This is a genomic window from Billgrantia campisalis (assembly GCF_022341425.1).
In the GTDB taxonomy this organism is placed as follows: Bacteria; Pseudomonadota; Gammaproteobacteria; order Pseudomonadales; family Halomonadaceae; genus Halomonas; species Halomonas campisalis.
Genome location: NZ_JABFUC010000002.1, coordinates 13,673 through 38,208, shown reverse-complemented (window position 1 = coordinate 38,208; position 24,536 = coordinate 13,673). Strand labels below are relative to the sequence as shown.

At 68.0% G+C, this 24,536-nt stretch carries 27 protein-coding genes; 10 read left to right on the top strand and 17 right to left on the bottom strand.

Going from position 1 to position 24,536, the window contains the following annotated elements; all coding sequences use genetic code 11:
- Nucleotides 1-90: 90 nt before the first annotated feature.
- The 5 genes from HOP52_RS02150 to trmB all read left to right on the top strand — a co-directional run bounded on the left by HOP52_RS02150 (nt 91) and on the right by trmB (nt 4,789).
- A complete protein-coding gene (locus HOP52_RS02150; protein ID WP_238975500.1) occupies nt 91-2,265 on the top strand; it encodes a malate synthase G in 2,175 nt (724 codons plus the stop codon).
- A 130-nt stretch (nt 2,266-2,395) separates the two neighbouring features.
- Nucleotides 2,396-2,809 carry a PaaI family thioesterase gene (locus tag HOP52_RS02145; RefSeq protein ID WP_238975497.1) on the top strand — a complete coding sequence of 138 codons (414 nt, stop codon included), beginning with the start codon at nt 2,396-2,398 and terminating at the stop codon, nt 2,807-2,809.
- A 153-nt stretch (nt 2,810-2,962) separates the two neighbouring features.
- Nucleotides 2,963-3,163, top strand: a complete 201-nt coding sequence (gene thiS / locus HOP52_RS02140) for a sulfur carrier protein ThiS (protein WP_238975495.1) — start codon at nt 2,963-2,965, stop codon at nt 3,161-3,163.
- Between the two features lie 51 nt (nt 3,164-3,214).
- Nucleotides 3,215-4,012, top strand: a complete 798-nt coding sequence (locus HOP52_RS02135; RefSeq protein ID WP_238975493.1) for a thiazole synthase — start codon at nt 3,215-3,217, stop codon at nt 4,010-4,012.
- 30 nt (nt 4,013-4,042) lie between these two features.
- Nucleotides 4,043-4,789: a tRNA (guanosine(46)-N7)-methyltransferase TrmB gene (gene trmB, locus HOP52_RS02130; RefSeq protein ID WP_238975491.1), complete on the top strand. Its 747-nt coding sequence runs from the start codon at nt 4,043-4,045 to the stop codon at nt 4,787-4,789.
- Between the two features lie 303 nt (nt 4,790-5,092).
- Here the strand turns inward: trmB and HOP52_RS02125 are convergent, their stop codons facing one another.
- Complete coding sequence (locus HOP52_RS02125) at nt 5,093-6,007, bottom strand: AEC family transporter (protein ID WP_238975489.1); 915 nt, start codon at nt 6,005-6,007, stop codon at nt 5,093-5,095.
- 123 nt (nt 6,008-6,130) lie between these two features.
- Between HOP52_RS02125 and HOP52_RS02120 the strand changes: the two genes are divergently transcribed.
- Both HOP52_RS02120 and HOP52_RS02115 read left to right on the top strand, forming a co-directional pair.
- Nucleotides 6,131-6,628 (top strand): hypothetical protein, encoded by a 498-nt coding sequence (locus HOP52_RS02120; protein ID WP_238975487.1) that lies wholly within the window; start codon nt 6,131-6,133, stop codon nt 6,626-6,628.
- A complete protein-coding gene (locus HOP52_RS02115; protein WP_238975485.1) occupies nt 6,625-7,218 on the top strand; it encodes an SCO family protein in 594 nt (197 codons plus the stop codon). The genes HOP52_RS02120 and HOP52_RS02115 overlap by 4 nt, the downstream gene beginning before the upstream one ends.
- Before the next feature lie 38 nt (nt 7,219-7,256).
- On the opposite strand, the gene HOP52_RS02110 is transcribed toward HOP52_RS02115, so the two are convergent.
- The 7 genes from HOP52_RS02110 to HOP52_RS02080 all read right to left on the bottom strand — a co-directional run bounded on the left by HOP52_RS02110 (nt 7,257) and on the right by HOP52_RS02080 (nt 13,345).
- Nucleotides 7,257-8,309 carry an alpha/beta hydrolase family protein gene (locus HOP52_RS02110; protein WP_238975483.1) on the bottom strand — a complete coding sequence of 351 codons (1,053 nt, stop codon included), beginning with the start codon at nt 8,307-8,309 and terminating at the stop codon, nt 7,257-7,259.
- 5 nt (nt 8,310-8,314) lie between these two features.
- A complete protein-coding gene (locus HOP52_RS02105) occupies nt 8,315-8,992 on the bottom strand; it encodes a BamJ family beta-barrel-assembly machinery protein (RefSeq protein ID WP_238975481.1) in 678 nt (225 codons plus the stop codon).
- Nucleotides 8,993-9,121: 129 nt separating this feature from the next.
- A complete protein-coding gene (locus HOP52_RS02100; protein WP_238975478.1) occupies nt 9,122-9,565 on the bottom strand; it encodes a universal stress protein in 444 nt (147 codons plus the stop codon).
- A 37-nt stretch (nt 9,566-9,602) separates the two neighbouring features.
- Nucleotides 9,603-10,886, bottom strand: coding sequence for a TRAP transporter large permease (locus HOP52_RS02095; RefSeq protein ID WP_238975476.1), 1,284 nt, complete (start codon nt 10,884-10,886; stop codon nt 9,603-9,605).
- 24 nt (nt 10,887-10,910) lie between these two features.
- A complete protein-coding gene (locus HOP52_RS02090) occupies nt 10,911-11,489 on the bottom strand; it encodes a TRAP transporter small permease (protein ID WP_238975475.1) in 579 nt (192 codons plus the stop codon).
- Between the two features lie 212 nt (nt 11,490-11,701).
- Nucleotides 11,702-12,718: a TRAP transporter substrate-binding protein gene (locus tag HOP52_RS02085; RefSeq protein WP_238975473.1), complete on the bottom strand. Its 1,017-nt coding sequence runs from the start codon at nt 12,716-12,718 to the stop codon at nt 11,702-11,704.
- Between the two features lie 90 nt (nt 12,719-12,808).
- Nucleotides 12,809-13,345: a TIGR02444 family protein gene (locus tag HOP52_RS02080; protein ID WP_238975471.1), complete on the bottom strand. Its 537-nt coding sequence runs from the start codon at nt 13,343-13,345 to the stop codon at nt 12,809-12,811.
- Nucleotides 13,346-13,396: 51 nt separating this feature from the next.
- Between HOP52_RS02080 and HOP52_RS02075 the strand changes: the two genes are divergently transcribed.
- The gene (locus HOP52_RS02075) at nt 13,397-15,346 is read left to right on the top strand and encodes an ATP-binding cassette domain-containing protein (RefSeq protein WP_238975470.1); all 1,950 of its coding nucleotides are present in this window, start codon (nt 13,397-13,399) and stop codon (nt 15,344-15,346) included.
- A gap of 203 nt (nt 15,347-15,549) precedes the next feature.
- On the opposite strand, the gene dtd is transcribed toward HOP52_RS02075, so the two are convergent.
- The 3 genes from dtd to thiD all read right to left on the bottom strand — a co-directional run bounded on the left by dtd (nt 15,550) and on the right by thiD (nt 17,794).
- Nucleotides 15,550-15,987, bottom strand: coding sequence for a D-aminoacyl-tRNA deacylase (gene dtd / locus HOP52_RS02070; RefSeq protein ID WP_238975468.1), 438 nt, complete (start codon nt 15,985-15,987; stop codon nt 15,550-15,552).
- Nucleotides 15,988-16,051: 64 nt separating this feature from the next.
- Nucleotides 16,052-16,897 (bottom strand): universal stress protein, encoded by an 846-nt coding sequence (locus HOP52_RS02065; protein WP_238975466.1) that lies wholly within the window; start codon nt 16,895-16,897, stop codon nt 16,052-16,054.
- A gap of 84 nt (nt 16,898-16,981) precedes the next feature.
- On the bottom strand, nt 16,982-17,794 hold the full coding sequence (thiD, locus tag HOP52_RS02060) for a bifunctional hydroxymethylpyrimidine kinase/phosphomethylpyrimidine kinase (RefSeq protein WP_238975464.1): 813 nt from the start codon (nt 17,792-17,794) through the stop codon (nt 16,982-16,984).
- 63 nt (nt 17,795-17,857) lie between these two features.
- On the opposite strand from thiD, the gene HOP52_RS02055 reads away from it, so the two are divergent.
- Nucleotides 17,858-18,289, top strand: a complete 432-nt coding sequence (locus HOP52_RS02055) for a YqaA family protein (RefSeq protein WP_238975462.1) — start codon at nt 17,858-17,860, stop codon at nt 18,287-18,289.
- 24 nt (nt 18,290-18,313) lie between these two features.
- Here HOP52_RS02055 and HOP52_RS02050 read toward each other — a convergent pair whose 3' ends face one another.
- From HOP52_RS02050 to HOP52_RS02030, 5 genes are all read right to left on the bottom strand, one after another.
- The gene (locus tag HOP52_RS02050) at nt 18,314-19,717 is read right to left on the bottom strand and encodes a TRAP transporter large permease (RefSeq protein WP_238975963.1); all 1,404 of its coding nucleotides are present in this window, start codon (nt 19,715-19,717) and stop codon (nt 18,314-18,316) included.
- Between the two features lie 10 nt (nt 19,718-19,727).
- Entirely contained in the window at nt 19,728-20,276 is a 549-nt protein-coding gene (locus HOP52_RS02045) for a TRAP transporter small permease subunit (RefSeq protein ID WP_238975460.1), read from the bottom strand.
- A 98-nt stretch (nt 20,277-20,374) separates the two neighbouring features.
- On the bottom strand, nt 20,375-21,130 hold the full coding sequence (locus tag HOP52_RS02040; protein ID WP_238975962.1) for an endonuclease/exonuclease/phosphatase family protein: 756 nt from the start codon (nt 21,128-21,130) through the stop codon (nt 20,375-20,377).
- Nucleotides 21,131-21,214: 84 nt separating this feature from the next.
- Complete coding sequence (locus HOP52_RS02035) at nt 21,215-21,865, bottom strand: thiol:disulfide interchange protein DsbA/DsbL (protein ID WP_238975458.1); 651 nt, start codon at nt 21,863-21,865, stop codon at nt 21,215-21,217.
- A 207-nt stretch (nt 21,866-22,072) separates the two neighbouring features.
- Entirely contained in the window at nt 22,073-22,693 is a 621-nt protein-coding gene (locus tag HOP52_RS02030; RefSeq protein WP_238975456.1) for a c-type cytochrome, read from the bottom strand.
- A gap of 262 nt (nt 22,694-22,955) precedes the next feature.
- Here HOP52_RS02030 and yihA point away from each other — a divergent pair, with 262 nt between their 5' ends.
- Complete coding sequence (gene yihA / locus HOP52_RS02025) at nt 22,956-23,579, top strand: ribosome biogenesis GTP-binding protein YihA/YsxC (RefSeq protein WP_238975454.1); 624 nt, start codon at nt 22,956-22,958, stop codon at nt 23,577-23,579.
- Nucleotides 23,580-23,792: 213 nt separating this feature from the next.
- Here the strand turns inward: yihA and HOP52_RS02020 are convergent, their stop codons facing one another.
- Nucleotides 23,793-24,536 (bottom strand): HAD family hydrolase, encoded by a 744-nt coding sequence (locus HOP52_RS02020; RefSeq protein WP_238975451.1) that lies wholly within the window; start codon nt 24,534-24,536, stop codon nt 23,793-23,795.

Here is a 24,536-nt window from a genome sequence, read left to right as displayed (position 1 = left end):
CCACAAAATTGGCACCTTCGCAGTGGTATCATCCCACGAAATGCGGCTGGCCGACGGCAGGAACGGCCGCCACGCACGAGGAGACTTCCCATGTCCGAACGCGTCACTCGCCATCGTCTCCAGGTGGCCGCTGAACTGGACCGCTTCATCAACGACCAGGCCCTTCCCGGCACCGGCATCGATGCCGAGGCCTTCTGGGCCGGCGTGGATGCACTCTTTTACGATCTGACACCGAAGAATCGCGAACTGCTCGCCGAGCGTGACCGCCTGCAGGAGCAGCTTGACGCCTGGCACCGGGAACACCCCGGCCCGGTGCGCGACATGCCGGCCTATCGCGCCTTCCTGAAGGAGGTCGGCTACCTGGTGGACCCGCCCGCCCAGGTGAAGGTGACCACCGCCAACGTCGACCGCGAGGTCGCCATGCAGGCCGGGCCGCAGCTGGTGGTGCCGGTGAGCAACGCCCGCTATGCGCTCAATGCCGCCAACGCCCGCTGGGGCAGCCTCTACGATGCCCTCTACGGCACCGATGCGATCTCCGAAGCGGATGGCGCCGAGAAGGGGACGAGCTTCAACCCCAAGCGCGGCGAGAAGGTCATCGCCTACGCCCGCGGCGTGCTCGACCGGGCCGTGCCGCTGGCCACCGGCTCCCACCGGGATGCCGTCAAGTATGCGCTGCGCGACGGCCACCTGGTGGTGACCCTGGACGGCGGCCGCGAGACCGGTCTCAAGGCCCCCGGCAAGCTGGTGGGCTACCGCGGCGAGGCGGCAAGCCCGGAGGCCATCCTGCTGGTCAACCATGACCTGCACCTGGAGATCCAGATCGACCCCGACCACCCCATCGGCAAGACCGACCCGGCCGGCGTCAAGGACCTGGTGGTGGAGGCCGCGCTGACCGCCATCATGGACTGCGAGGATTCGGTGGCGGCGGTGGATGCCGAGGACAAGGTCGGCGTCTATCGCAACTGGCTGGGGCTGATGAAGGGCGACCTGAGCGAGCAGGTCGAGAAGGGCGGCAAGACCGTCACCCGCCGCCTGAACGGCGACCGCGACTACACCGCGCCGGACGGTGGCCAGCTGACGCTGCCGGGCCGTTCGCTGATGTTCGTGCGCAACGTCGGCCACCTGATGACCACCCCGGCGGTGCTCGATGCCGAGGGTAACGAGCTGCCCGAGGGCATTCTCGACGGCGTGGTGACCGGCCTGATCACCCTGCACGACCTCCAGAAGGGCGCAGGCGAGCCGCGCAACTCCCGCGAAGGCTCCATGTACGTGGTCAAGCCGAAGATGCACGGCCCCCGGGAAGTGGCCTTCGCCAACGAGCTGTTCGGCCGCGTGGAGGACCTCCTCGGCATGGCCCGCGACACCATGAAGATGGGCATCATGGACGAAGAGCGCCGTACCACGGTCAACCTCAAGGCGTGCATCAACGAGGCCGCCTCGCGGGTGGTGTTCATCAACACCGGCTTCCTCGACCGCACCGGCGACGAGATGCACACCGCCATGGAAGCGGGCCCGATGATCCGCAAGGGCGACATGAAGAACGCCGCCTGGATCGGCGCCTACGAGAAGAACAACGTCCAGGTCGGCCTGGCCTGCGGCCTGCGCGGTCACGCCCAGATCGGCAAGGGCATGTGGGCCATGCCGGACCTGATGGCGGCCATGCTGGAGCAGAAGATCGGCCACCCCAAGGCCGGCGCCAACACCGCCTGGGTGCCCTCGCCCACCGCCGCCACCCTGCACGCCCTGCACTACCACCAGGTGAACGTCACCGAGGTGCAGCGCGAACTGGAGGGTCTCGGCGAGCCGGACTATCTCGATGATCTGCTGAGCGTGCCGGTGGCCGAGAATCCCGACTGGTCCGACGAGGCGATCCAGCAGGAGCTCGACAACAACTGCCAGGGCATCCTCGGCTACGTGGTGCGCTGGGTCGAGCACGGGGTGGGCTGCTCCAAGGTGCCGGACATTCACGACGTGGGCCTGATGGAGGACCGCGCCACCCTGCGGATCTCCAGTCAGCTGCTTGCCAACTGGCTGCACCATGGCGTGGTGGATGCCGCCCGCGTGCGCGAGACGCTGGAGCGCATGGCCAAGGTGGTCGACGAGCAGAACGCCGCCGATCCCACCTACACGCCGATGAGTGCCGACTACTCCGGCTCCACCGCCTTCCAAGCCGCCAGCGACCTGATCTTCAAGGGGCGCGAGCAGCCGTCCGGCTACACCGAGCCGCTGCTGCACCACTGGCGCGCCGTGCACAAGGCGAAATAATCGGCGAGGTTCGAGGTTCGAGGTTCGAGGTTCGAGGTTCGAGGTTCGAGGTTCGAGGGGCGCCCCGGGTATCTCCCCGGGGCGCCTTGCGCTATGTTGGCGACAGTCCCATTCCAGCAGGAGTCCGCCCATGACCGTGATGACCGCCGCCGCCATCGAGGACTTCCTCGACGAGGTCTTTCCGCAACGCTCGGGGACCATCGAGGGGATCGACCATATGCGGGCCACCATGAGCCTGGCCATCGAGGACGAGCACCTGCGTCCCGGGGCCAGCGTCTCCGGTCCCACGCTGATGGGGCTGGCGGACGTGTGCCTCTACGTGGCAATCCTCGCCCAGATCGGCCCCGAGCCCATGGCCGTGACCAGCGACCTGCACTGCCGCTTCCTGCGCCGGCCCCGGGGCGACCGCGACGTGATCGCCAATGCCCGCCTGCTCAAGCTGGGCCGCCGCCTGGCGGTGGGCGAGGTGCAGCTCTTCTCGGCCGGTGACGAGGCCCCGGTGGCCTTGGTGACGGCGACCTATGTGCTGCCGGATTCGGACTGAACGGGCGGGCGTGCCGTGCCGTCAAATACCATCACGAGCGGTGTTGCCTCGATGCCCCCGCCTTGGGGGTATCGCGGCACACCGTACCCCGGCGATGTCTAAGCGGCTACAATATGGGCCCGCGACAGTCGTCAACGCAGAATTGAGGACGCCATGCAGATTCAGCTCAACGGCGAACCCCGCGATCTGGCCGCCGACCTGACGGTGGCGGAGTTGATCGCGACCCTGGGCCTGAGCGGCCGGCGCATCGCCGTGGAACTCAATGAAGATATCGTGCCGAAAAGCGCGCACGAGTCGGTCCGCCTGAGCGAGGGAGACCGGGTCGAGATCGTCCACGCCATCGGCGGTGGATGAGCCGGGCCGGCGGATGCCCCCTACTCCGATCATTAGATAAAGGCACACTCGATGACAGACATCTTTCAGGATCAGCCGCTGCAAATTGCCGGGTACCGCTTCGCCTCCCGGCTGCTGGTCGGTACCGGCAAGTACAAGGACTTCGACGAGACCGCCGAGGCGATTGCCGCCTCCGGCGCCGAGGTGGTCACCTTCGCCGTGCGCCGCACCAACCTGGGGCAGGAGGTCGGCGAGCCCAACCTGCTCGACGCCGTGCCGCCGGAGCGCTTCACGCTGCTGCCCAACACCGCCGGCTGCTACACGGCCAAGGACGCAGTGCGCACCTGCAAGCTGGCCCGCGAACTGCTCGACGGCCACCGGCTGGTCAAGCTCGAGGTGCTGGGGGATGACAGCACCCTCTACCCCAACGTGGTGGAGACCCTCAAGGCCGCCGAGGAGCTGATCGCCGACGGCTTCGATGTCATGGTCTACACCAGCGACGACCCCATCGTCGCCCGGGAGCTCGAGCGGCTGGGCTGCTGCGCGATCATGCCGCTGGGCTCGCTGATCGGCTCCGGCCACGGCATCCAGAACCCCCACAACATTCGCCTGATCATCGAGCAGGCCGGCGTGCCGGTGCTGGTGGATGCCGGGATCGGCACCGCCTCCGACGCGGCCATGGCCATGGAGCTGGGCTGCGATGGCGTGCTGATGAACTCCGCCATCGCCCACGCGCGACAGCCGGTGCTGATGGCCAGCGCCATGAAGAAGGCCGTCGAGGCCGGACGCGAGGCCTTCCTGGCCGGGCGCATGCCGCGCCGCCAGAGTGCCGACCCCTCGTCCCCCTTTGCCGGCCGTATCAACGGCTGATTCCCCCTCCGAGAGCGTTCGACCCTGCCCATGACTGACCCGTCACACGACACTCCCTCGTCGACCACCGGCCCGGAAGGGCCGGAGGCGCCCCTGCACCGCCGCGGTATCAAGAGCTATGTGCTGCGCGCCGGCCGCATGACCCAGGCCCAGACCCGCGGGCTCGAGGAGGTCTGGCCGCGGCTGGGGCTCAGCCTGGCGGACGGCCGGCAGGACCTCGATGCGCTGTTCGGTCGCCGTGCACCGCGGGTGGTGGAGATCGGCTTCGGCATGGGGGCCTCGCTCGTCGAGCAGGCCGAGACCCATCCGGAGACCGACTTCATCGGCATCGAAGTGCACGCCCCGGGTGTCGGCAAGCTGCTCGACGAGGCCGACAAGCGCGGGCTGACCAACCTGCGGGTCTATCGCGAGGATGCCTTGCGCGTGCTCGAAGAGTGCCTGCCCGAGGCCAGCCTCGATACCCTGCAGCTGTTCTTCCCCGACCCCTGGCCGAAGAAGAAGCACCACAAGCGGCGCATCGTGCAGCCCGCCTTCGTGGCGCTGATCCGCACCCGGCTCAAGCCCGGCGGCACCCTGCACATGGCCACCGACTGGGCCGCCTACGCCGAGTGGATGGCCGAGGTGATGGACGCCGCCCCGGGCTATGCCAATACCGCCGCGCCGGAGACCGCCCCCTATGTGCCGCGACCGGACTTCCGCCCGTTGACCAAGTTCGAGGCGAGAGGCGAGAAGCTGGGGCACGGCGTCTGGGACCTGATCTACCGCCGTATCGACTAAGCCTGCTCGAACCCTTTACACACAGCGCCTCGCCGACCCTGTCGGCGGGGCGCTTTGCCCTGCGCGCAGGCAAGACCCTGAGCCTGGGTAAAGAGCCGCAATGAGGAGGGGGCCAAGAGGAGGGGGCCAAAAAAAAGCGCCCCCAGAGGAGGCGCAGGCAAGACCGTGACTAGCAATGAGGGGGGAGAAACCATGGCGGGAAACTGACGGCTTCCCTCATGGGTGTGGCGCCTCATCAACGCCACGCCCTCACTGTAATCCATTCTCATTCGCCCTGTCAAAGCTAATGCGAATATTTTTTATTTATCCCGCCAGCTGCAGCCACAGCGGTAGCGTCGCCATGGCCAGCAGCGTCTGGCCGGTGATCAGCGCGGCCATCAGTTCGGCGTCGCCGCCCAGTTGGCGGGCCAGGATATACGCCGAGGTGGCGGTGGGCAGGGCGGCGAACAGCAGCGCCACGTCGCGGCTGACGGCGTCCAGCCCCAGGGCCAGGGCCAGGGCCAGCACCAGGGTCGGCATCAAGACCAGTTTGACCAGGTTGGCGGACCAGACGCCGCGGTCGAGACGCATCAGGGCGCGGGGGCGGAGCGCAACGCCCACCGCGACCAGCCCCAGCGGCAGCGCGGCGCGGCCGAGCAGCTCCACCGTCGCCTCGCTCCAGCCGGGCAGGCCGATGCCGCTGAGGTTCAGGGCGATGCCCAGCAGGCAGGCCAGGATCAGCGGATTGCGCAGCAGCGCCGCGAGGCTCTGGCCCAGGCTGGAGGGGCCCAGGGTGCCGGCGGCGATGAAGCTGGCCACGCACAGCACGTTGACGACCGGGACCAGTAGTGCCACCGCCACCGCGGCCACGGTGGCCCCGTGGGCCCCGTGCAGCGCGGCGGCCCCGGCCACCCCCACATAGGTGTTGAAGCGCAGGGCGCCCTGGAAGACCGAGGTGAAGGCGGCGGCCTCCAGCGCCAGCCAGCGGCGCAGCGCCCACAGCAGGGTGCCCAGGGCGAGCATGGCGCCCAGCAGCACCAGCGCCAGCCGGCCTACCGGGACCTGGGCCACGTCGGCGGTGGCCAGGGTGGACACCAGCATGGCGGGAAACAGCAGAAAATAGATCAGCCGCTCCAGCTGGGGCCAGAAGTCGCTGCCGGGGTGTCGCAGCCAGCCCAGCAGGTAGCCGAGCAGAATCAGCAGGAACAGTGGGCCCAGTGCCCCCATGACGCTCTCCATGTCGGTCTCCTTCGTCCTCGGCTGCGACATCTACCCACGCTCGATCGCGGGCAAATGCTGTTAAGCTTACCTTCTGTCACCTTTCATTAAAGTGCTGCTTTCGCCGTCATGAGCTCCTCCTCTTTGCATGAGTCCTCCGCGCCCCGTTTCCCGGGGCTGCGCCTGATGATGCTGGCCACGCTGATCACCTTGGTCGTGGCGCTTTGGTATTTGGTTAACTACAGTGTTCGCGGAGGCGATGATGTGCGCTGGTTTCCCGAGGAAACTGGCTGTGACCTGAGCCATGGGCCCTGTCGGGCGCTTCTGGGAGAGGAGGGTGGCCTGACCCTGGATCTGGGCGCCGACGGCGAGATTCGCGCGCTGGAGATCCTGCCGGTGACGGTGGCCCTAGAGGGCATTCAGGCAGATTCGGTGGTGGTGGACTTCATCGGTCGCGATATGGACATGGGGCTGCACCGCTACCCGCTGACGCGGCAAGCCGATGGCCGCTTCCAGGGTGAGGGTCAGATTCCCATCTGTACCGAGGCGGTGATGCCCTGGCGAGCGCGGGTCATTGTGACCAGCGGCGAGGAGCGCCTGGGCAGCGGGTTCAACTTCGAGGTAGAGAGAAGCCAATTATGAAGCGACAGGGGCTCTTGGCAGGTGTCGTGCTGATCGTGGTGATGCTGGGTGTGGGCGGCTATGGCTGGTTCCAGCAGCAGGGCGGGCAGAGTGGTGAGCCGCGCGGTGGGCCGGTGGAACTGGCCTCGACCCAGGGGGATTTCTCGCTGAGCCAGCTCGAAGACGATCAGCTGGCGGTGATGTTCTTCGGCTACACCTACTGTCCGGATGTCTGTCCCATGAGCATGGCGGTGGTTCGCCAGGTGATGCAGGGGCTGGAGGCGTCGCAGCGCGAGCGGGTGGTACCGCTGATGATCACGGTGGACCCCGAGCGCGACACCATCGAGCGGCTGCGCGAATACGCAGGTTACTTCGGCGATGAGTTCATCGGCGCGACGGGCAGCGAAGCCGAGCTGGCCGACGTCATCGAGCGCTACGGGGCGGTGTGGCGCCGGGTCGAGGCGCCCGACTCGGCGCTGGAGTACACCATCGACCATAGCTCGTCGCTCTACCTGGTCGACCGCCACGGCGAGATCCGTCAGCGGGTGCTCTACTCGCCGACCCCCCATGCGCTGCGCTCGGCCCTGGAGAGCGAGCTCGGCGCGGGCTGAAGTCGTTTGCCTGACCCGCCGATGCCAGGCCCGCCGGGTCAGCGGCGCTCGTCGTCCGGCGTCTCCATCAGGCGGTCGAGCATGGCCATCAGCGCCCTGACCTGGGTGCCCTCGCGGGTATCGTGAAGCGGGTCGAGCTGCCAGCTGCTCTCGGCAAAGCCCCACCAGTCCCAGCAGCCCTGCGGATTGGCCAGGCTGGTCTCGGCCTGAGGATAGAGCACCAGACGCCGATTGGCGGCGGCCCACTCGTTGAGTCCGCTGTGGCGAACGAAGGCCTCGCCGATCTGTTCGCTGTCCATGCCGCAGCCGTGCAGGGCCAGGGTCACGTCGCAGCCCCCGGCGTCGCAGGCCTCGGGAATCAGCAGGTAGCCCACCTCGCCGACCCCCCGCACCGCGAAGTCCGACTGGTCGAAGGGCACCAGGCGGGCGCTGTCGTCACTCCTGGTCGGGGGTGTCAGCTCCCCATGCAGCCAGCTCAGCGCCTTCCCGGCGACATCCAGGCCGCAGGCCAGCAGACGGGTGCCGCCGCCGCCGCGGCACTCCGCCAGGTGCCTGGGCGGAATGGCCTCGTGTAGCGGCACCGGCCAGCCATGGCCGATATCGGGCTGCTGCACGCTCTCCAACTGCTCGGCGGGATTGGCCAGCCAGGCTGCCAGCTGCTCGCTCAGCGCCATTCCCAGCGACGGGTCCACCACCGTATCGGCCTCGCCGTGCCAGACGTAAGCGCGCAGCTCGGCCAGGTCGCGGGCGTCGCCCACCAGCTCCCGGGCCTGATAGTCGCGCAGGCGCAGATTCAGGTCCTCCAGGTCGGGCGGGCCGCGGCGCGTCGACATGCACTGCCCCAGGGCGCGCCCCAGGCCGCCCTGGGCGCAGCTCCAGGGGCCGGCGCTGAGCACCGCCAGCCCCTGAAAGCGTTCGGGCCAGGCCACCGCCAGCTGGGTGGCCATGTAGCCCCCCGAGGAGATCCCCATCACGCTGACGGCATCGCCCGCCGCGCCGAGCCGCGGCAGATCGGCCGGGCGCTCGTCGCCAAAGGCATGCGGGGCCGTCAGCAGGGTCGCCGCGACCAGGGGCAGGGTGAGTCTGGGCAAGGCGATCAGTCCGTTACCTCGAGCAGCTCGACCCGGAAGATCAGCGTCTCATTGGGGCCGATGGGGCCCTGCCCCTGGGCGCCATAGGCGAGCTCGGCGGGAATGTAGATCATCCAGCTGTCACCGGCGCTCATCAGCTGCAGGGCTTCCTGCCAGCCCTCGATCACCTGGTCGACGCGGAAGACAACGGGCTCGCCGCGGTCGAAGGAGCTGTCGAAGACGGTGCCGTCGACCAGCATGCCCTCGTAGTGCACCTCGACCTGGGACATGGGGCCCGGGCTTGCCCCATCGCCGGCCTCCAACACCTCGTACTGCAGGCCGGAGTCGGTGACCTCGACCGCATCGCGCTCGGCGTTCTCGGCCAGGAAGGCTTCGCCTTCTGCCAAGTTGAGTTCGGCCAGTTGCTCGGTCTCGGCCTGGCGGCTGGCCATGGCGTCCTGCTGGAAGCGGCTCAGGGTCTCGGCCATTTCGTCGTTGCTCAGGGCCAGTTCGTTGCCGGCGATGACATCGCGGATGGCATCGGCGAAGGCGTCGACGTCCAGGTCGGCGAAATCCTGGATGATGCTCTGACCGTAGGCAGCGCCCAGGCTGTAGCTGAGCCGCTCTTCGTCGGTCTCGGGCGCGGCCATGGCCAGGGGGGCGGCCATCGCCAGGGCAAGTGTGGATGTCAGCAGAGGCTTCATGCAGAGTCCTTGTTGAAGGGATCGTGGGGAAAGCCCGTCTCGGGGGCTCTCCGTTTCGATAGTCGGACTCTAGCAGGGCCGGGCCGGTTCCGCACCCGCGCCGCGTGGAGACGGCCGGCCCGGCGGGGGTCAGACGACCAGGGTGGGGCAGTGGGCCGAGCCGGCCACGCGCTGGGCCACGCTGCCCAGCAGCAGGCTCTTCTCGCCGTTGGTGCCCTGGGCACCGATGACGATCAGGTCGCACTCGCGCTTGCGGGCGAAGCGCACGATGGTCCGCGAGGGGCGCCCCCCCTTGACGAAGGCGCGCAGCTTGGTCGGGTCGGCGCCCAGCTCCACCGCCTCGCCCTTGGCATGTACGGCCACCTCGGTGGCGTACTCCTTGAGGGCGTCATCGGGAATATCCAGCTTTTCGGGCCGCACCATGGAGAGCGAGGCCTCCAGCAGGCTGTGGTGCTTGAACACGCACAGGATATAGAGCTCGGCGCCGGTCAGCAGCTGCAGCCCCACGGCCTTCTCCAGCGCCTTCATCGCGCCCTTGGAGCCGTCCACCGGTATCAGTATCCGATTGAACATCGTTACCATCTCCTCAGAGTCGGGTTCGCCGCGTCGATCAACGGAAGGCCAGGTCGCGCAGGAACAGGGCGATCTGCGGGAATATGATGATCAGCACTGCCGCCAGCACCAGCATGAAGACGAAGGGGGGCGTGCCGCGAATCACCTCCCAGTAGGGCCGTTTGAAGATGGCGATGGCGGTGAAGATGTCGCAGCCGAAGGGTGGCGTCGCCGAGCCTATCGCCACCTGCAGGGTGATCAGCACCCCTACGTGCACGGGATCGAGGCCCGAGGCGGCGATGGCGGGGGCGAAGATCGGCGTCAGCACCAGGATCACCACGATAGGGTCGACGAACATGCAGGCGACGAAGAAGGCGATGGAGATGGCGATCAGCACGCCGATCGGCCCGGCCTCGTGGATCCCCACGGCAGAGAGGATTTCCTGAGGAATCTGGGCGAAGGAGATGATCCAGGAGAAACCGTTGCCCACCGCCACCAGGATGAACACCACCGCGGTGATCAGGCCCGTGGACTTGGCGATGGTGTAGATGTCCTGCAGCTTCAGCGAGCGGAACACCACGAACTCCAGCAGCACGGCGTAGAGCACGCAGGCGGCGGCGGCCTCGGTGGGGCTGAAGATGCCGCCATAGATCCCGCCGACGATCAGCACCGGGAAGCCCAGCGGCCAGAGCGCATCGCGTACCGCCAGGGCGCGCTCCTTCCAGGTCGACCTCGGTTCGGTCGGCACCTTCTTGACGATGGCGTAGACCACGCAGTACGCCGAGAACATGGCCAGGATCAGCAGGCCCGGCCCGATACCGGCGATGAACAGCTCGCCGATGGAGGTGCCGGAGATGACCCCGTAGATGATCATGCCGATGCTCGGCGGGATCAGAAAGGCGATGTCGCTGGAGTTGATGATCAGCGCCAGGGTGAAGGGGTCCTTGTAGCCGGCCTTGAGCATGCGTGGGCGCAGCGGTGAGCCCACCGCCACCACGGTGGCCTGGGTGGAGCCGGACACGGCGCCGAACAGGGTGCAGGAGGCGGCGGTGGAGACGGCCAGGCCGCCCTTGATGTGCCCGACGAAGCTCATGACCATGTTGATCAGCCGGTTGGCCGACTGGCCGCGGGTCATGATATCGGCGGCGAGAATGAACATGGGGACGGCGATCAAGGCGGTGGGGCGGATGCCGCCCATCAGCTGCTGGATCAGGGTTTCCATCTGCCCGGTGCCGCCGAAGGTCATGTAGAAACCGACGAAGGCCGCCGTGGCCAGGGGAATCATCATCGGGAAGCCGAGCAGCAGCAGCACGATCATGATGGTGACGATGACTGTGGTCATGGTGTGTTCCTCGCGAGCCCGGCGTCAGACTTCCGTTTCTGTGTCCTTGTAGCCGTCGACCACATGGGTCGACAGGTAGACGTCACGGGAGGTGAGATTCTTGAAGGCGGTGAGCAGGTACTGGATGCCGGTCACGGCGAAGCCGACGGGTACCCACAGGTAGATGATCCACACCGGGATGCTCAACGACGGCAGGACACGACCGCGGGACTGGACCGTGGAGATGTAGCCGATCGAGTAGTAGCAGAGCGTGAACATCACTATGGCGGTAAACAGGGCGATGAAGATCATCAGCCAGCGCCGGGCCCCGGTGGGCAGCGCATCGTAGAAGGCCGACATGCGGATATGGCGCCCGTGGCGGGCGGCATAGCCGATCCCGGCGAAGGTGATCATGACGATCAGGATGCGGTTGACCTCCTCGGCGAAGTGCAGGCTCTCGCCCAGCACGAAGCGGCTGACCACGTTGGCCACGGTATTGATCGCCATCAGGATCACGCCCATGGCCAGGATCACCGCCTCCGCCTTGCTGATCCAGGTATCGACGACCCCCAGCGGGCCGGGGAGTGTCGAGCGGTAGTTCTTCTCGGATTCTTCTTCTGTCATGAGACCGGACTCCTGAGGGCTTCCCTGCGCAGCGATGAATGCCTGTGCACTTGCCCCTAGGGTATGCAACCGCAGAGTGCTACATGCCCGTGGGCTTCAACGCTGAATGGCCGAGAGGCGACAGCCGGCTGCCGCGCAGCTGCGATATAAACCACAAGGGGGCAGCCGGCCGGCTGCCCCCTTGCACGCTAGCGGTGAGTGGCCTCTTGGGCTTACTCGCCGGTCACGGCTTCCAGGTCGGCCTTGAACTGCTCGAGCAGCTCGGCGCCGCGCTCGCCGGTCATCTCGACGAAGCGCTCCTCGACCTGCGGAGCACGCTCGCGGAAGGCCTGGATCTGCTCCTCGGTGAGGCGCGTGACGGTGACCTCGTCGGAGGCCTCCTGGATCTTGGCCAGCGACTCCTCGGCCAGGCCGGAGATGTGCTCGATGGTCACCGAGTAGGCGTGACCGGCGGCGTCACGCACCAAATGCTGCTCCTCCTCGGAGAGGCCGTTGAAGAAGTCCTGGTTGGCCATCATGGCGGTGGTGAACCAGCCGTGGCCGGTGAACACCAGGTTCGGTGACACCTCATAGAGGCCGCCGGACTCGATCCAGAAGAGCGGGTTCTCCTGCCCCTGGATGATGCCGGTCTGCAGGCCGCCGTAGACCTCGCCCCAGGGCAGCGGGGTGGGGGTGGCGCCGAAGGCGCGATAGGTCTCGGAGAGCAGCGGGTTGGTCATGATGCGGATGTTCTTGCCGCGCAGATCTTCCGGCGCGGTGAAGGGTTCGTCCAGGGTGACGACCATCTCACCTTCCGGGTACATCTTGAGCAGCTCGAGTCCCTGCTCGGCGTAGAGCTCCGGGAACATCTCGTTGATGGCCACGCTCTCGTCGAAGAACCTGAGGACGGTCTCCTCGTCGGTCGGCAGCAGATAGGGAATGAAGAAGATCTGCGCCTCGGGGATCAGCGCGCCGGTGAAGCCGGGGGACTGGTTGACGAACTGGAGGATACCGGCCTGGGTCTGCTCCATGATGTCGTCGGACTCGCCGAGCTCGCCGAAGCGATAGATCTGCAGGGTATTATCGGAGTTTTCCTCGATATACTCCTTGAAGGCGACGGCGAACACGTCCTGGACATCGCCCTCGAATTCCTCGTGCGCATAGCGCCAGTTGGCGGACTGGGCGGCGGCAGACATGCCGAACAGCAGGGCGCCGATACTGGCAGTGGTCAGCAGCTTGGTTGCCTTCATTCTTATGTTCTCCTAGCAGGTTGGGCCCGTAAATACACCTTGCGTCCACAGGCGACAATCAGCCGCAATGGCTGCATAGCTAATTTCAGGCTAGCGTGGCCCCTGGGGAGGGTCAAGCTGGCATTCGAGGGTTTGCAGCGCCAGAAGTTGTGGTTTTTTCTGCAGTTGCCAGCGTGATGCCAGGGTTGATTCGAGGCCGGGAGGGGGGCTTGAAAGGGGGCATATGCCCTGGCCGCTTTCGCTCACCGCCTGCAGCCGCGCCAGGGTCTCGCGCTCCGCGGCCAGCTCGCTTCGCTGTAGCTGGCGGCGAACCTCGGCCACGCCGGGGTGGTGTTGGGCGTCGGTCTTCAGCTCGCGGCGCAGACCGCGCACCACGACGGTAACGTCGCGCTGCCAGGCGCGGATCGACTCCAGCGCCTCGGGCTCCCCCTCGACGACCAGGCCGTGCCGATACAGCCAGCAGTGCCACAGCAGTTCGCAGACATCGACGCCGGCCTCGTCCTGAAGTCGCAGGCAGGCGGCTTCCACGCCCGGGCGGGCATAGAGGGCCAGGGCGAAATCCCACAGCGGGGTAGCGGCGAGCCGGGCCCGCAGAGCCGCGGTCATTGGGGTAGAATCGTCGCTCATGATCGGCTGTCGCCAGCGGGCGGCAGCCTCCTTTCTGCCATTGGAGTCTGCATGATTGCACTGCGCCGGGTCGCCCTGCAACGCGGCACCCAGACCCTGCTCGAAGAAGCCGAACTGACCCTGCACGCCGGCCACAAGGCCGGTATCGTCGGCCCCAACGGCGCCGGCAAGTCGAGTCTGTTCGGTCTGCTGCTGGGCACGCTCGCGCCCGACCGCGGCGAGATCGAGATGAGCGGCGGTCAGCGAATCGCCCACATGGCCCAGGAGGTGGAGGCGCTGGATCGCGCCATCGTCGACTACGTGCTCGACGGCGACCAGGAGCTGCGCCAGACCGAGGCGGCGCTGGAACGCGCCCGCGCCCAGGACGATGCGCACCGGGAAGGGGAGCTGCATGGTGCCATCGAGGCGCTGGACGGCTACAGCGCGCCGGCCCGTGCCGCCCAGCTGCTGGTGGGTCTGGGCTTTACCCAGGCGGATCTCGAGCGGCCGCTGTCGGACTTCTCCGGCGGCTGGCGGATGCGCGTCAACCTGGCGCGCACCCTGTTCATGCCCTCCGACCTCTTGCTGCTCGACGAGCCCACCAACCACCTGGACCTCGACGCCCTGCTGTGGCTCGAGCAGTGGCTGGTTCGCTATCCCGGCACCCTGCTGCTGATCTCCCACGACCGCGACTTCCTCGATGCGGTGTGCGACCACATCGTGCACTTCGACCGCCAGCGCCTGGTGCTCTACCGCGGCAACTACACCACCTTCGAGCGCACGCGCGCCGAGAAGCTGGCGCTGCAGCAGGCCGAGGCCGCCAAGCAGCAGGCCCGCAAGGAGGAGATCGAGCGCTTCGTGGCACGCTTTCGGGCCAAGGCCACCAAGGCGCGCCAGGCCCAGAGCCGCCTGAAGATGCTCGAGCGCATGGGCGAGATCGCCATGGCCCATGCCGACTCGCCCTTTCACTTCACCCTGCCCGCCGCCGACAAGACCTCGCATCCGCTGCTGGTGCTGGACGAGGCGCGGCTCGGCTACCGCGACGAGACGGGGGACGAAAAAGTCCAGCTCGACCAGGTCAAGGTGACCCTGCTGCCGGGCCAGCGGATCGGTCTGCTGGGCCCCAACGGGGCCGGCAAGTCGACGCTGATCAAGTCGCTGACCGGCGAGCTGCCGCTGCTTGCCGGCCGGCGGGTGGCCGGTGAGCACCTGGCGATCGGCTACTTTGCCCAGCACCAGCTGGAGGGGCTCGACCTGGCGGCGACGCCCTTTCAGCACGTGCAGCGGCTCTCGCCCACGGCGGCCGACCTGACCATCCGCAACTTTCTGGGCGGCTTCGGCTTCCAGGGCGATGATGCCTTCGCCGAGGTGGGGCGCTTCTCCGGCGGCGAGAAGGCGCGCCTGGCGCTGGCGCTGGTGGCCTGGCAGAAACCCAACCTGCTGCTGCTCGACGAGCCCACCAACCACCTGGACCTGGAGATGCGCGAGGCGCTCACCGAGGCCCTGGCGGCCTTCGAGGGCACGGTGATCATCGTCTCCCACGACCGCCACCTGCTGCGCGCCACGGTGGACGAGTTCTGGCGGGTGGCCGACCACCGGGTCGAGCCCTTCGACGGCGACCTGGAGGACTATCGGGCCTGGCTCAAGGCGCGGCTGGAGGGCGAGCGGCGCGAGGCCCGGGCCGACAAGGCGGAGCGCCAGGCCGAGGGCGGCGTCGCCAAGGAGGACCGCAAGGCATCCCGCCGCGCCGCCGCCGAGCTGCGCGAAAAGCTGCGCCCGCTCAAGAAGACCCGCGACCGGGCCGAGAAGGCCATGGAGAAGGTGCAGGGGGAGCTGGCCGAGGTGGAGGAGGCGCTCGCCGACGCCGAGCTCTACATCGACGCTGCCCGCAAGGAGGAGCTGACCGCCACCTTGGCCCGCCAGGGGGAGCTCAAGTCGCGCCTCGACGACCTGGAAGCCGAGTGGCTGGCCGCCGAGGAGGCGCTGGAGGAAATGGAGGCTGAATTGCTGGGCAACCCTTAGCCTCGTAATGCAGCGCCGTGCTGCAGTATGAGGGCGGCTGACCGAGCGGCGCCGGGGACAGGCTGGAGCGGAGGTCTTTTTCCAGGGAAGGAAAAAGTAGCGCCCAGGGAAGGGTTCACAGCGCCTCCGCAGAAGCCTGTCGCCGGAAAAGCCGCGATATTCCCCTTCCCATGGCCCCCTCTGCCGTCCGATAGTCGCTTCCGTCAGCTTTCGAGAAGAAACGTCACCGGCCCGTCGTTGACCAGCGCGACCTGCATATTGGCGGCGAACTCGCCGCTCTCTACCCTGGGCCAGGCCGCGCGGGCGCGTTCGAGCAGGTAGTGGAAGAGCCGCTCGCCCTCGGCCGGCGGGGCGGCGCTGGAGAAGCTCGGTCGCAGCCCCTTGCGGGTGTCGGCGGCCAGGGTGAACTGGGAGACCAGCAGCAGCCCGCCCTCAACCTGCTGCAGGTTGAGGTTCATCTTGTCGTCGGCGTCGGCGAACACCCGATAGTGCAGCAGCTTGTGCAGCAGCTTGTCGGCGGCGGCCTCGTCGTCGCCCTTTTCCACCCCCACCAGCGCCAGCAGGCCGCGGTCGATGGCGCCCACGGTGCTCCCCTCCACGACCACGCTGGCCTGGGTGACCCGCTGAATCAGTGCTTTCATCCTGTGCGCTCCCTGACATTTCAAACGCCGCCAAGGGTAGCACGGGCGAGCCGCAGCGCAGGCGCTACCAGGCGCGGCAGAGCATGATGTCGCAGTGGGGCTCGGAGAGCAGCGCTTCGGTGATCTGGCTCTGGCGTCCCAACTGGCCGCGGCTGCCCAGCGCCAGCAGGTCCGGCGGCTGGCGGCGCAGGCGGGTCAGCAGCACCTCCAGGGGGTCGCCCTGCTCGAGCACCAGCTCCAGCTCGGGGACGTCGTCGAGCTCGCTCATCAGCTGGTCGGTCTCGCGCTCGAGCTGGCCGCGCAGGCGCTCCACCTCGCGGTCCCGCCAGCGGGCGTACTCGCGGTCGGAGCCCAGCTCCCGCTCGCCGGGAATGTCCCAGGCGTGGAGCAGGGTCAGGCGCGCATCGGGGAAGCGCTTGAGGGTCTGGCGCAGGATATGGCGGGTCGCCAGCGAGAAGTCCACCGGTACCAGGATGTCCTGCCAGTCGTGATTGGCGGGCTGGCTCACCGACAGCACCGGGCAGGGGGCGCTGCGCAGCACCCGCGCCAGGGTGGTGCCGGCGACCAGGTCGGGCTGGCCGCGCTTACGGTGGGCGCCGAGGATGATCATGTCCACTTCGCGGTCGTGGGCCTCGCGAATGATCTCGGCGTAGGGGGCGCCGGCCACCGTTTGCAGCAGGGTGCGCGGCTCGGCCAGGGCGTAGTCCTCGCGGATATCCGTCAGGGTCGCCTGCATGTCGGCGACCACGGCCTCTTCCAGGTCGTGCAGCACCCGGTGGGGGAGATAGGGGTCGAGCACATGGATGACATCGAGACGCGCGCCGCTGTCGACGGCCAGGCGAACGGCCCGGGCATAGGCGGCGCGGTTCTCGGCGGAGAGGTCGCAGGCGAACAGCAGGGTCTGGGTCATGGTGTCTCCCTCATGTGAAGGACGAACCCGTCGGGGGCTGTCTTCAGCATGGGTGGGGAGTCGCGGGGCTGCAAGCCCGACGGGCTACCACCAGGCGTGAAAGTGATGCACCGGGCCGTGACCTTGTCCCACGTCAAGCCGTACGCTGGCGTCGAGCGCCGCCTCGAGCCAGCGCTTGGCCGTGGCCACCGCCGTGGGCAGGTCGTCGCCCTGCGCCAGGCGGGCGGCGATCGCCGAGGAGAGGGTGCAGCCGGTGCCGTGCAGGTTGGCGGTGGCGATGCGCTCTCCCTCCAGCCAGCGGGTTTCGCTGCCCTGGATCAGCAGGTCGGGGCAGCTCTCGCTCTCCAGGTGCCCGCCCTTGAGCAGCACGGCGCCGGCGCCCAGGGCGTCCAGCGCCGGTGCCAGGGCCTGCATGTCGGCGCGGGTCTCGGGAATCGGGCAGCCGAGCAGCACGGCGGCTTCCGGCAGGTTGGGGGTGATCAGATCGGCCAGCGGCACCAGCACCTCGCGTACCGCGGCAATGCCGGCGTCATCCACCAGGATGTCGCCGCTCTTGGCCACCATCACCGGGTCGAGTACGATCCAGCGCGGCCGCTGTCGTGAGAGCCCCGCGCGGATCGTCTCGGCGACCTCGCGGCTTGCCACCATGCCGATCTTGACTGCGTCGATGGTCACGTCGTCGAGCAGGGTGGCGAGCTGGGTGCCGATGAAGTCCGCCGGCACCGGGTGCACGCCGGCGACGCCGCGGGTGTTCTGGGCGGTGAGGGCGGTGATCACGCTGGTACCGTAGGCGCCCAGCGCCGAGAAGGTCTTGAGGTCGGCCTGGATGCCGGCGCCGCCGCTGGGGTCGGAGCCGGCAATGGTCAATGCATTGGGAACAGAGCGAATCGAGGTCATGATGGTGAAAGCGTCCTGTCGCAGGAGTCTGTCGGGGGGTGCGCAGCGCCGGGAGCGCAGCGCATGCTGAGTCTGTTTGTCGTGGCGCTGGTCAGCGCCACCCTGCTGCCCGGTGGCTCCGAGGTTTGGCTGGCGCGGCTGTGGTGCCTGGGTGAGCCGGTGGTCATGCTGTGGCTGGTGGCCACCGCCGGCAACACCCTGGGCAGTTTGATCAACGTCTGGATGGGGCGCTATGCGCGCCGCTTCCAGGACCGCCGCTGGTTCCCCGCCTCGCCGGCGGGGCTGGCCCGGGCGGAGCGCTGGTACCACCGCTTCGGCGAGTGGAGCCTGCTGCTCTCCTGGGCGCCGGTGGTGGGCGACCCGCTCACCGTGCTGGCCGGCATCTTCCGGCTCTCCTGGTGGCGGGCCACCCTGCTGATCACCCTGGCCAAGGGCGGGCGCTATGCGGTGGTGCTGCTGCTGGCCCAGGCCTGGTTGGCCCCATTGTGCCAGTAATTGGCTATGCGCCAGTCATCGGGGCTACAGCAGCGATGGCAGCCAGGTGGCGAGTCCCGGGAAGGCCGCCAGCGCCAGCAGCATGGCGAGCTGCAGGGCGATGAACGGGACCACCCCGCGGTAGATCGCCGAGGTGGGCACCGAGGGCGGCGTCACCCCGCGCAGATAGAACAGCGCGAACCCGAACGGTGGCGTCAAGAAGGAGGTCTGCAGATTGACCGCGATCATGATGCCCAGCCAGATGGGGTCGATGCCCATCATCAGCAGCACCGGCCCGACGATGGGTACCACCACGAAGGTGATCTCGATGAAGTCGAGGATGAAGCCGAGCAGGAAGATCACCAGCATCACCACCAGGGTGGCACCCACCACGCCACCGGGCAGCGCCTCGAACATCACCTTGACCAGCTCCTCGCCGCCGTAGGCGCGGAACACCAGCGAGAAGAGGGTGGCGCCGATCAGGATCAAGAACACCATGCTGGTGACCTGGGCGGTGGTGCGTACCACCTCGTTGAGCATCGGCAGGCTCAGGCGGCGATTGACCAGCGCCAGCAGGAAGGCGCCCATGGCGCCTACTGCCGAGGCCTCGGTGGGGGTGGCGAAGCCGCCGAGGATCGAGCCCAGCACGGCGACGATCAGCAGCACCGGCGGCACCAGCCCCTTGATCAGCAGCGGCAGGATGCTGCCGGTATGGCCGAGTTCCGCTTTCAGCGCCTCGCGGTCGGCGGGCGGGGCGCTCTCCGGCTTGAGCCAGGCGATCACCAGCAGGTAGACGATATAGGCCACCACCAGCAGCAGGCCGGGAATCAGCGCGCCGACGAACAGATCGCCCACCGAGACGGTCTTCGGGCTCCATACGCCCATGGCCAGCTGGGCCTGCTGGTAGGCGTTGGAGAGCACGTCGCCGAGCAGCACCAGGGCGATGGAGGGCGGAATGATCTGGCCCAGGGTGCCGGTGGCGCAGATGCTGCCGGTGGCAAGCGCGGGTGAATAGCCGCGCTTGAGCATGGTGGGCAGCGACAGCAGGCCCATGGTCACCACGGTGGCGCCGACGATGCCGGTGGAGGCGGCCAGCAGCATGCCCACCAGCACCACCGAGATGCCAAGCCCCCCGCGCAGCGCGCCGAAGGCCAGCGCCATGGCATCGAGCAGGGTCTCGGCGACCCGCGACTTCTCCAGCAGCACCCCCATCAGCACGAACAGCGGCACGGCCAGCAGCGTCTGGTTGGTCATGATGCCGTAGAGCCGGTTGGGCATGGCGCTCATGTAGCGCGCCTCGAAGGGCACCGGCACGCCCATCGACAGCAGCAGGTGGCCCAGGCCGGCGAAGGCCAGCGCGGTGCCGGCCAGGGCCAGCGCCACCGGGTAGCCGAGCATCAGCACCGCGCAGATGGTAAGGAACAGGAACAGCGGCATGAATTCGAGCAGGGCTTCCACGTCAGAGCACCTCCCGGTGCTCGGGGTCGTTGCCCGGGGCCTGGCCGCGCAGGATCATCGCCTGGCGAATCAGCTGGGCGACGCCCTGGATCAGCAGCAGCGCCATCATCACCAGGATCAGCGACTTGAGCAGATAGACCCCGGGGATGCCGCCGTCCGGCGAGCGCTCGAGAATCGCCCAGCTGCTGCGCACATAGGCAAAGCTGCCGATGGCGATGAACAGTGCCACCGGGATCAGCAGGAAGAGGGTGCCCAGCAGGTCGATCCAGGCGCGGCCGCGCTCGGAGAGCCGGCGGTAGAAGATATCCACACGCACATGGCCATCGTGGCGCAGGGTCCAGGCGGCGCCGAGCATGAACACCATGGCGTGCATGTACATCACCGATTCCTGCATCACCACGCTGTGGATACTGAAGGCGTAGCGCATCACCACGATGGCGAACTGCACCACCATCATGACGAGCACCAGCCAGGCAATGGCGCGGCCCACCATCTCGGTAATGCCGTCGAGCCATGCGAGCAGGACCGGTTCACGGTTTGCGGAGGGCATGGGAGTTTCCGTCCTGAAGCCAATCAAGGGAGGGCATCATCGCCGATTCGCCGCGAGGCGTCATCCCCATGTCTCAACGCGGCCAGGCGGCCTGTGGGTCAGTGGCCTGGCTCCTTGAGCCGGGCGGTGAGGGTCTGCAGGCAGGCCGGCGGCAGTGCCACGTCCACGGCGATGGGCAGGTGGTCCGAGAAGAGGTGGTCGAGAACGCGCACATCGCGGGCCTCCAGGGAGTTGGAGAGCAGGATGTGGTCGAGGGCGCGGCGCGGCTGCCAGGAGGGGTAGCTGAGCAGCGGGCGCACCGGGTGCAGCGGCAGCGAAGCGCAGAAGCGCGAGTGGGTATGTAGCTGCTCGGGGGTGCAGTTGAGATCGCCCATCACCACCACATGGCGCAGCGGCTGGATGATCTCGCTGAGATAGTCGAGCTGGCGCACCCGGCCGCGGTGGCTCAGTGCCAGGTGGGCGACGAACAGGTGCAGGGCGTCCGGCCCCTCGCCGTAGCGGGCGTGGATGGCGCCGCGGCCGGGCAGGGTGCCGGGCAGGCGGTGCTCCTCGATCTGCGTGGGCCGCAGGCGCGAGAGCAGGCCGTTGCTGTGCTGGGCGAAGCGGCCCAGGTTGCGGTTGAGCTGCTGGAAGTGGTGGGGAAAGCCGCCGCGGCTGGCGAGATACTCCACCTGATTGACGTGGCTGGAGCGGAAGCTGCCGCCGTCGACCTCCTGCAGCCCCACCACGTCGAAGCGGCCCAGCACCTCGCTGACCATGTCCAGGCGCCGCAGGCGCCTGGGATGCGGCAGCAGATGCTGCCAGCTGCGGGTCAGGTAATGGTGGTAGGCCGACGTCTGAATGCCCACCTGCATATTGAAGGTGAGCAGCTTCAGGTGACCGCCGTCGAGTGTCGGCGTCTTGGCGTCGGCCAGGTGTGACAGCTCAGTCTGCACGGCTTACTCGGCGCGCTGCTGGCGAACCCTGTCGACCAGTGCGTCGGCGATCTGCGGCATGTTCTCCAGGCTGCCGGCGCTCGAGGGCGTGACCCGGTAGCGGCCGTCGACGATCAGCGCCGGCACGCCCATCAGCTGCATGGCGCGCATCCGGGCATGGGCCTGGTTGACCTTGGCCTTGACGCCGAAGGCGTCGAGCGCCTGGCGCGCCTCGTCCTCGCTCACCCCGTAGTCGCTGAAGAAGGCGGCGATGTCGTCGCTGGCGGTCAGGCTGCGGCCCTCTTCGTGGATGGCGTGGAAGATGTCGGCGTGGACGGCCTCGAGAATGCCGAGCTCCTCGGCGGCATAGTAGACCGCGGCATGGGTGTTCCAGTCGCCGCCCATGGTGGCCGGCAGATGGATCACCTCGACGTCCTCATCCAGCGTCTCGTACCAGGCCTTGGCGGCACTCTGCAAGTTGTTGCAGTGGGGGCAGCCGTACCAGAAGGCCTCGGTGACCTCGATCCGGTCGGCGTCGACGCGCGTTTCGACGGCCGGGTCGATCACCTCGTAGTGCTGGCCTTCCACCAGGTTGGTGGCCAGGGCCGCCGTCGACAGACCTAGGCCGGCCAGGGCAATCAGTGCGGACTTCACGACATGGGAGGGCTTGAACATGCGGGATTCACTCCTTGGAATTTCCGGGTCGCTCGCACCGGGCGATACCCTGTGCCGGCCGAGTCGCACTCTTGGAGCGCTGGCGGGACCGAGGGTTCCGCCCCGACGCCCGAAACAGCGAAGGCGGCCGCTGGGCCGCCTTGCTCATGCAGGCTGACGGTTCTCACGCAGGCTGACTGTCGCCGGCCGCGATCGGCGGAGGCGGATTCAGTGCAGGCCGAGAATGTAGTTGGCCACGGCTTCCATGTCGGCATCGCTCATCTTGGCGGCGATATCGCGCATGATGTTGTTGGGGTCGTTGGCCCGCTCACCCGAGGCGTAGTCCTGCAGCGTGGCAACGGTGTACGCGGCGAACTGACCGGAGAGCGCCGGGTAGACGGCCGAGCCGATGCCCTCCCCGCTGGGGGTATGGCAGGCGGCGCAGGCGGGGATGCCCTTGGACATGTCGCCGGCGCGGTAGAGTTCCTGGCCGCGGGCGATCAGCTCGGGGTCGGGGTCGGCCTGACCGACATGGGCGTCCTGCTCGGCATAGAAAGCGGCCACGTCCCAGGCGTCCTGGTCGGAGAAGTCGTCGACCTGGCCGACCATTTCCGGCACCAGCCGGTGGCCGTCGCGGATGTCTATGATCTGCTTGGCGGTATAGGACATCTGCTGGCCGGCGAGATGCGGGAAGGACGCCGCCGGGCTGATGCCGGTTTGGCCGTGACAGGCGGCGCAGGGCTGGGCCAGCTCCCGGCCGGCGGCCGCGTCGGCGTCAGCTTCCATATCTGCGTGGGCGGCGCCGACGGCGCCCATGGTAAGTGCCAGGCTTGCCAGTAACTTTCTCATCGCTAATCCACTATGCCGTTGTGTTATGTACCGGTACGCATCCTGGGTGCCGCCCAAGTCCCGCAGGTTCCAGGCCGGGTGCCCCGTCGCCTGCTGCGCCGAGCGGATCGGTCGCTGCCGACGAGAGCACGGTGGTACACTAGCGTGCCCCAGGTCGCAGACAAAAGACACTGCATTATAACGAATCAAGCCCGCGTCGGGAATGCAGGTCAAGTATCCTGCCGGCGGGGCGCTATTCTCCATTCGGCAGGACCTCGACCCCATGTCACGATTCAACTATCAAACCGCGCGCTTCATGACCAGCGCGCCGAGCCTGGTCCAGTGCCCGCCCGACCAGGGCGTCGAAGTGGCCTTCGCCGGCCGCTCCAACGCCGGCAAGTCCAGCGCCATCAACGCCATCACCTGTCAGAAGGCGCTGGCGCGCACCTCGCGCACCCCGGGGCGCACCCAGCTGATCAACTTCTTCGCGCTGGGCGCCGATGAGGCCCGGCGCCTGGTCGACCTGCCCGGCTACGGCTATGCCAAGGTGCCCGAGGCGGTCAAGCGCGAATGGCAGCAGCACCTGGCCGACTACCTGCAGGCCCGCCGCTCGCTGCAAGGGGTGGTGCTGGTGATGGATGTGCGTCACCCCCTGACCGAGTTCGACCAGACGCTGCTGGGCTGGGCCGATGAGCAGGACATGCCGGTGCATATCCTGCTGACCAAGGCCGACAAGCTGAAGTCCGGCGCGGCCAGGGCAGCGCTGCAGCAGGTGCGCAGCCGGCTGCGGGAGTGGGAGGACCTGGTGAGCCTGCAGCTGTTCTCTTCGCTCAAGCGCCAGGGCGTCGACGAGGCCTGCGCGCGCCTCGATGCCTGGCTGGCGGAACACGAGGCGCCTCCCGTCTAGTACTACAGCGGTAATGCGCCATGGCCCTTCTGTTGGAGCGCTCGGTTCGGCGCTCCGAGTTCCCATCGCGACTGGCGCCGCAGGCTCCTGGGAATGATGACCTGCCTTGGCAACACTTCCGGGAGGCTTTCGCCTCCAGTCGCGAGCTGAAGCTGCTCCTACAGCAGAGACTTACTGCTGTAGTACTAGGCTCGGACAGAGTCCAAGCTCAGCTCAGCGCGTAAGCCGGCGCAGCAGCTCAGGCAGCTCGCGCACGTGGTTCAGGCGGTGAATGCCGGCCGGCAGGGCCTGGTCGCCCTCGTGGGGAGCGATCCAGGCGACCTGCATGCCCAGGCGCCGGGCCGGTGCGACGTCCTCGCGCCAGGAGTCGCCCACGTGCAGGGCGCGGGAGGGGGGCAGGCCGAGTCGCGCCAGCGCCGCCAGGAAGGGGCGCGGGTCGGGCTTGGGGGCGAGCAGCTCGCCGGCGGTGATGGCCACCGGGAAGTGTCGGCCCAGCGCCAGGCGCTGCACATCCACGTTGCCGTTGGTGATGCTGGCCAGGCGGTAGCGCCGACCCAGCTCGCTGAGCAGCGGTTCGACTTCCGGGTGCGGGGTGACGCGGTGGCGCAGCTCCATGAAGCGGGCCATCGCCGCCTCGGCCCACTGCGCCGCAGTGGCGGGGGGGAGTCCGTAGGCCTGGAGCATCTCACGCAGCGCCCGTTTGCGTAGCCAGGTGAAGTCGCCGCGGCGCAGCGGGTGAGTCTCGGCCAGCCGTCGGCGACTGGCCTCGAAAGCCGCCAGCGGGTAGCGCTCGGCGAAGCGCTGGGCCGGCGCCTGGCCGCGCTCCGCCAGCCAGGCGCTCAGGGCGTCGTCGAGCCAGCCGTAGTGGCCAAGCTCGGTGTCGACCATCACCTGGTGGTTGTCCCAGAGAGTGTCGTCGAGGTCGAAGGTCAGGGCCTCAAGGGGCTGGTCGTGCAT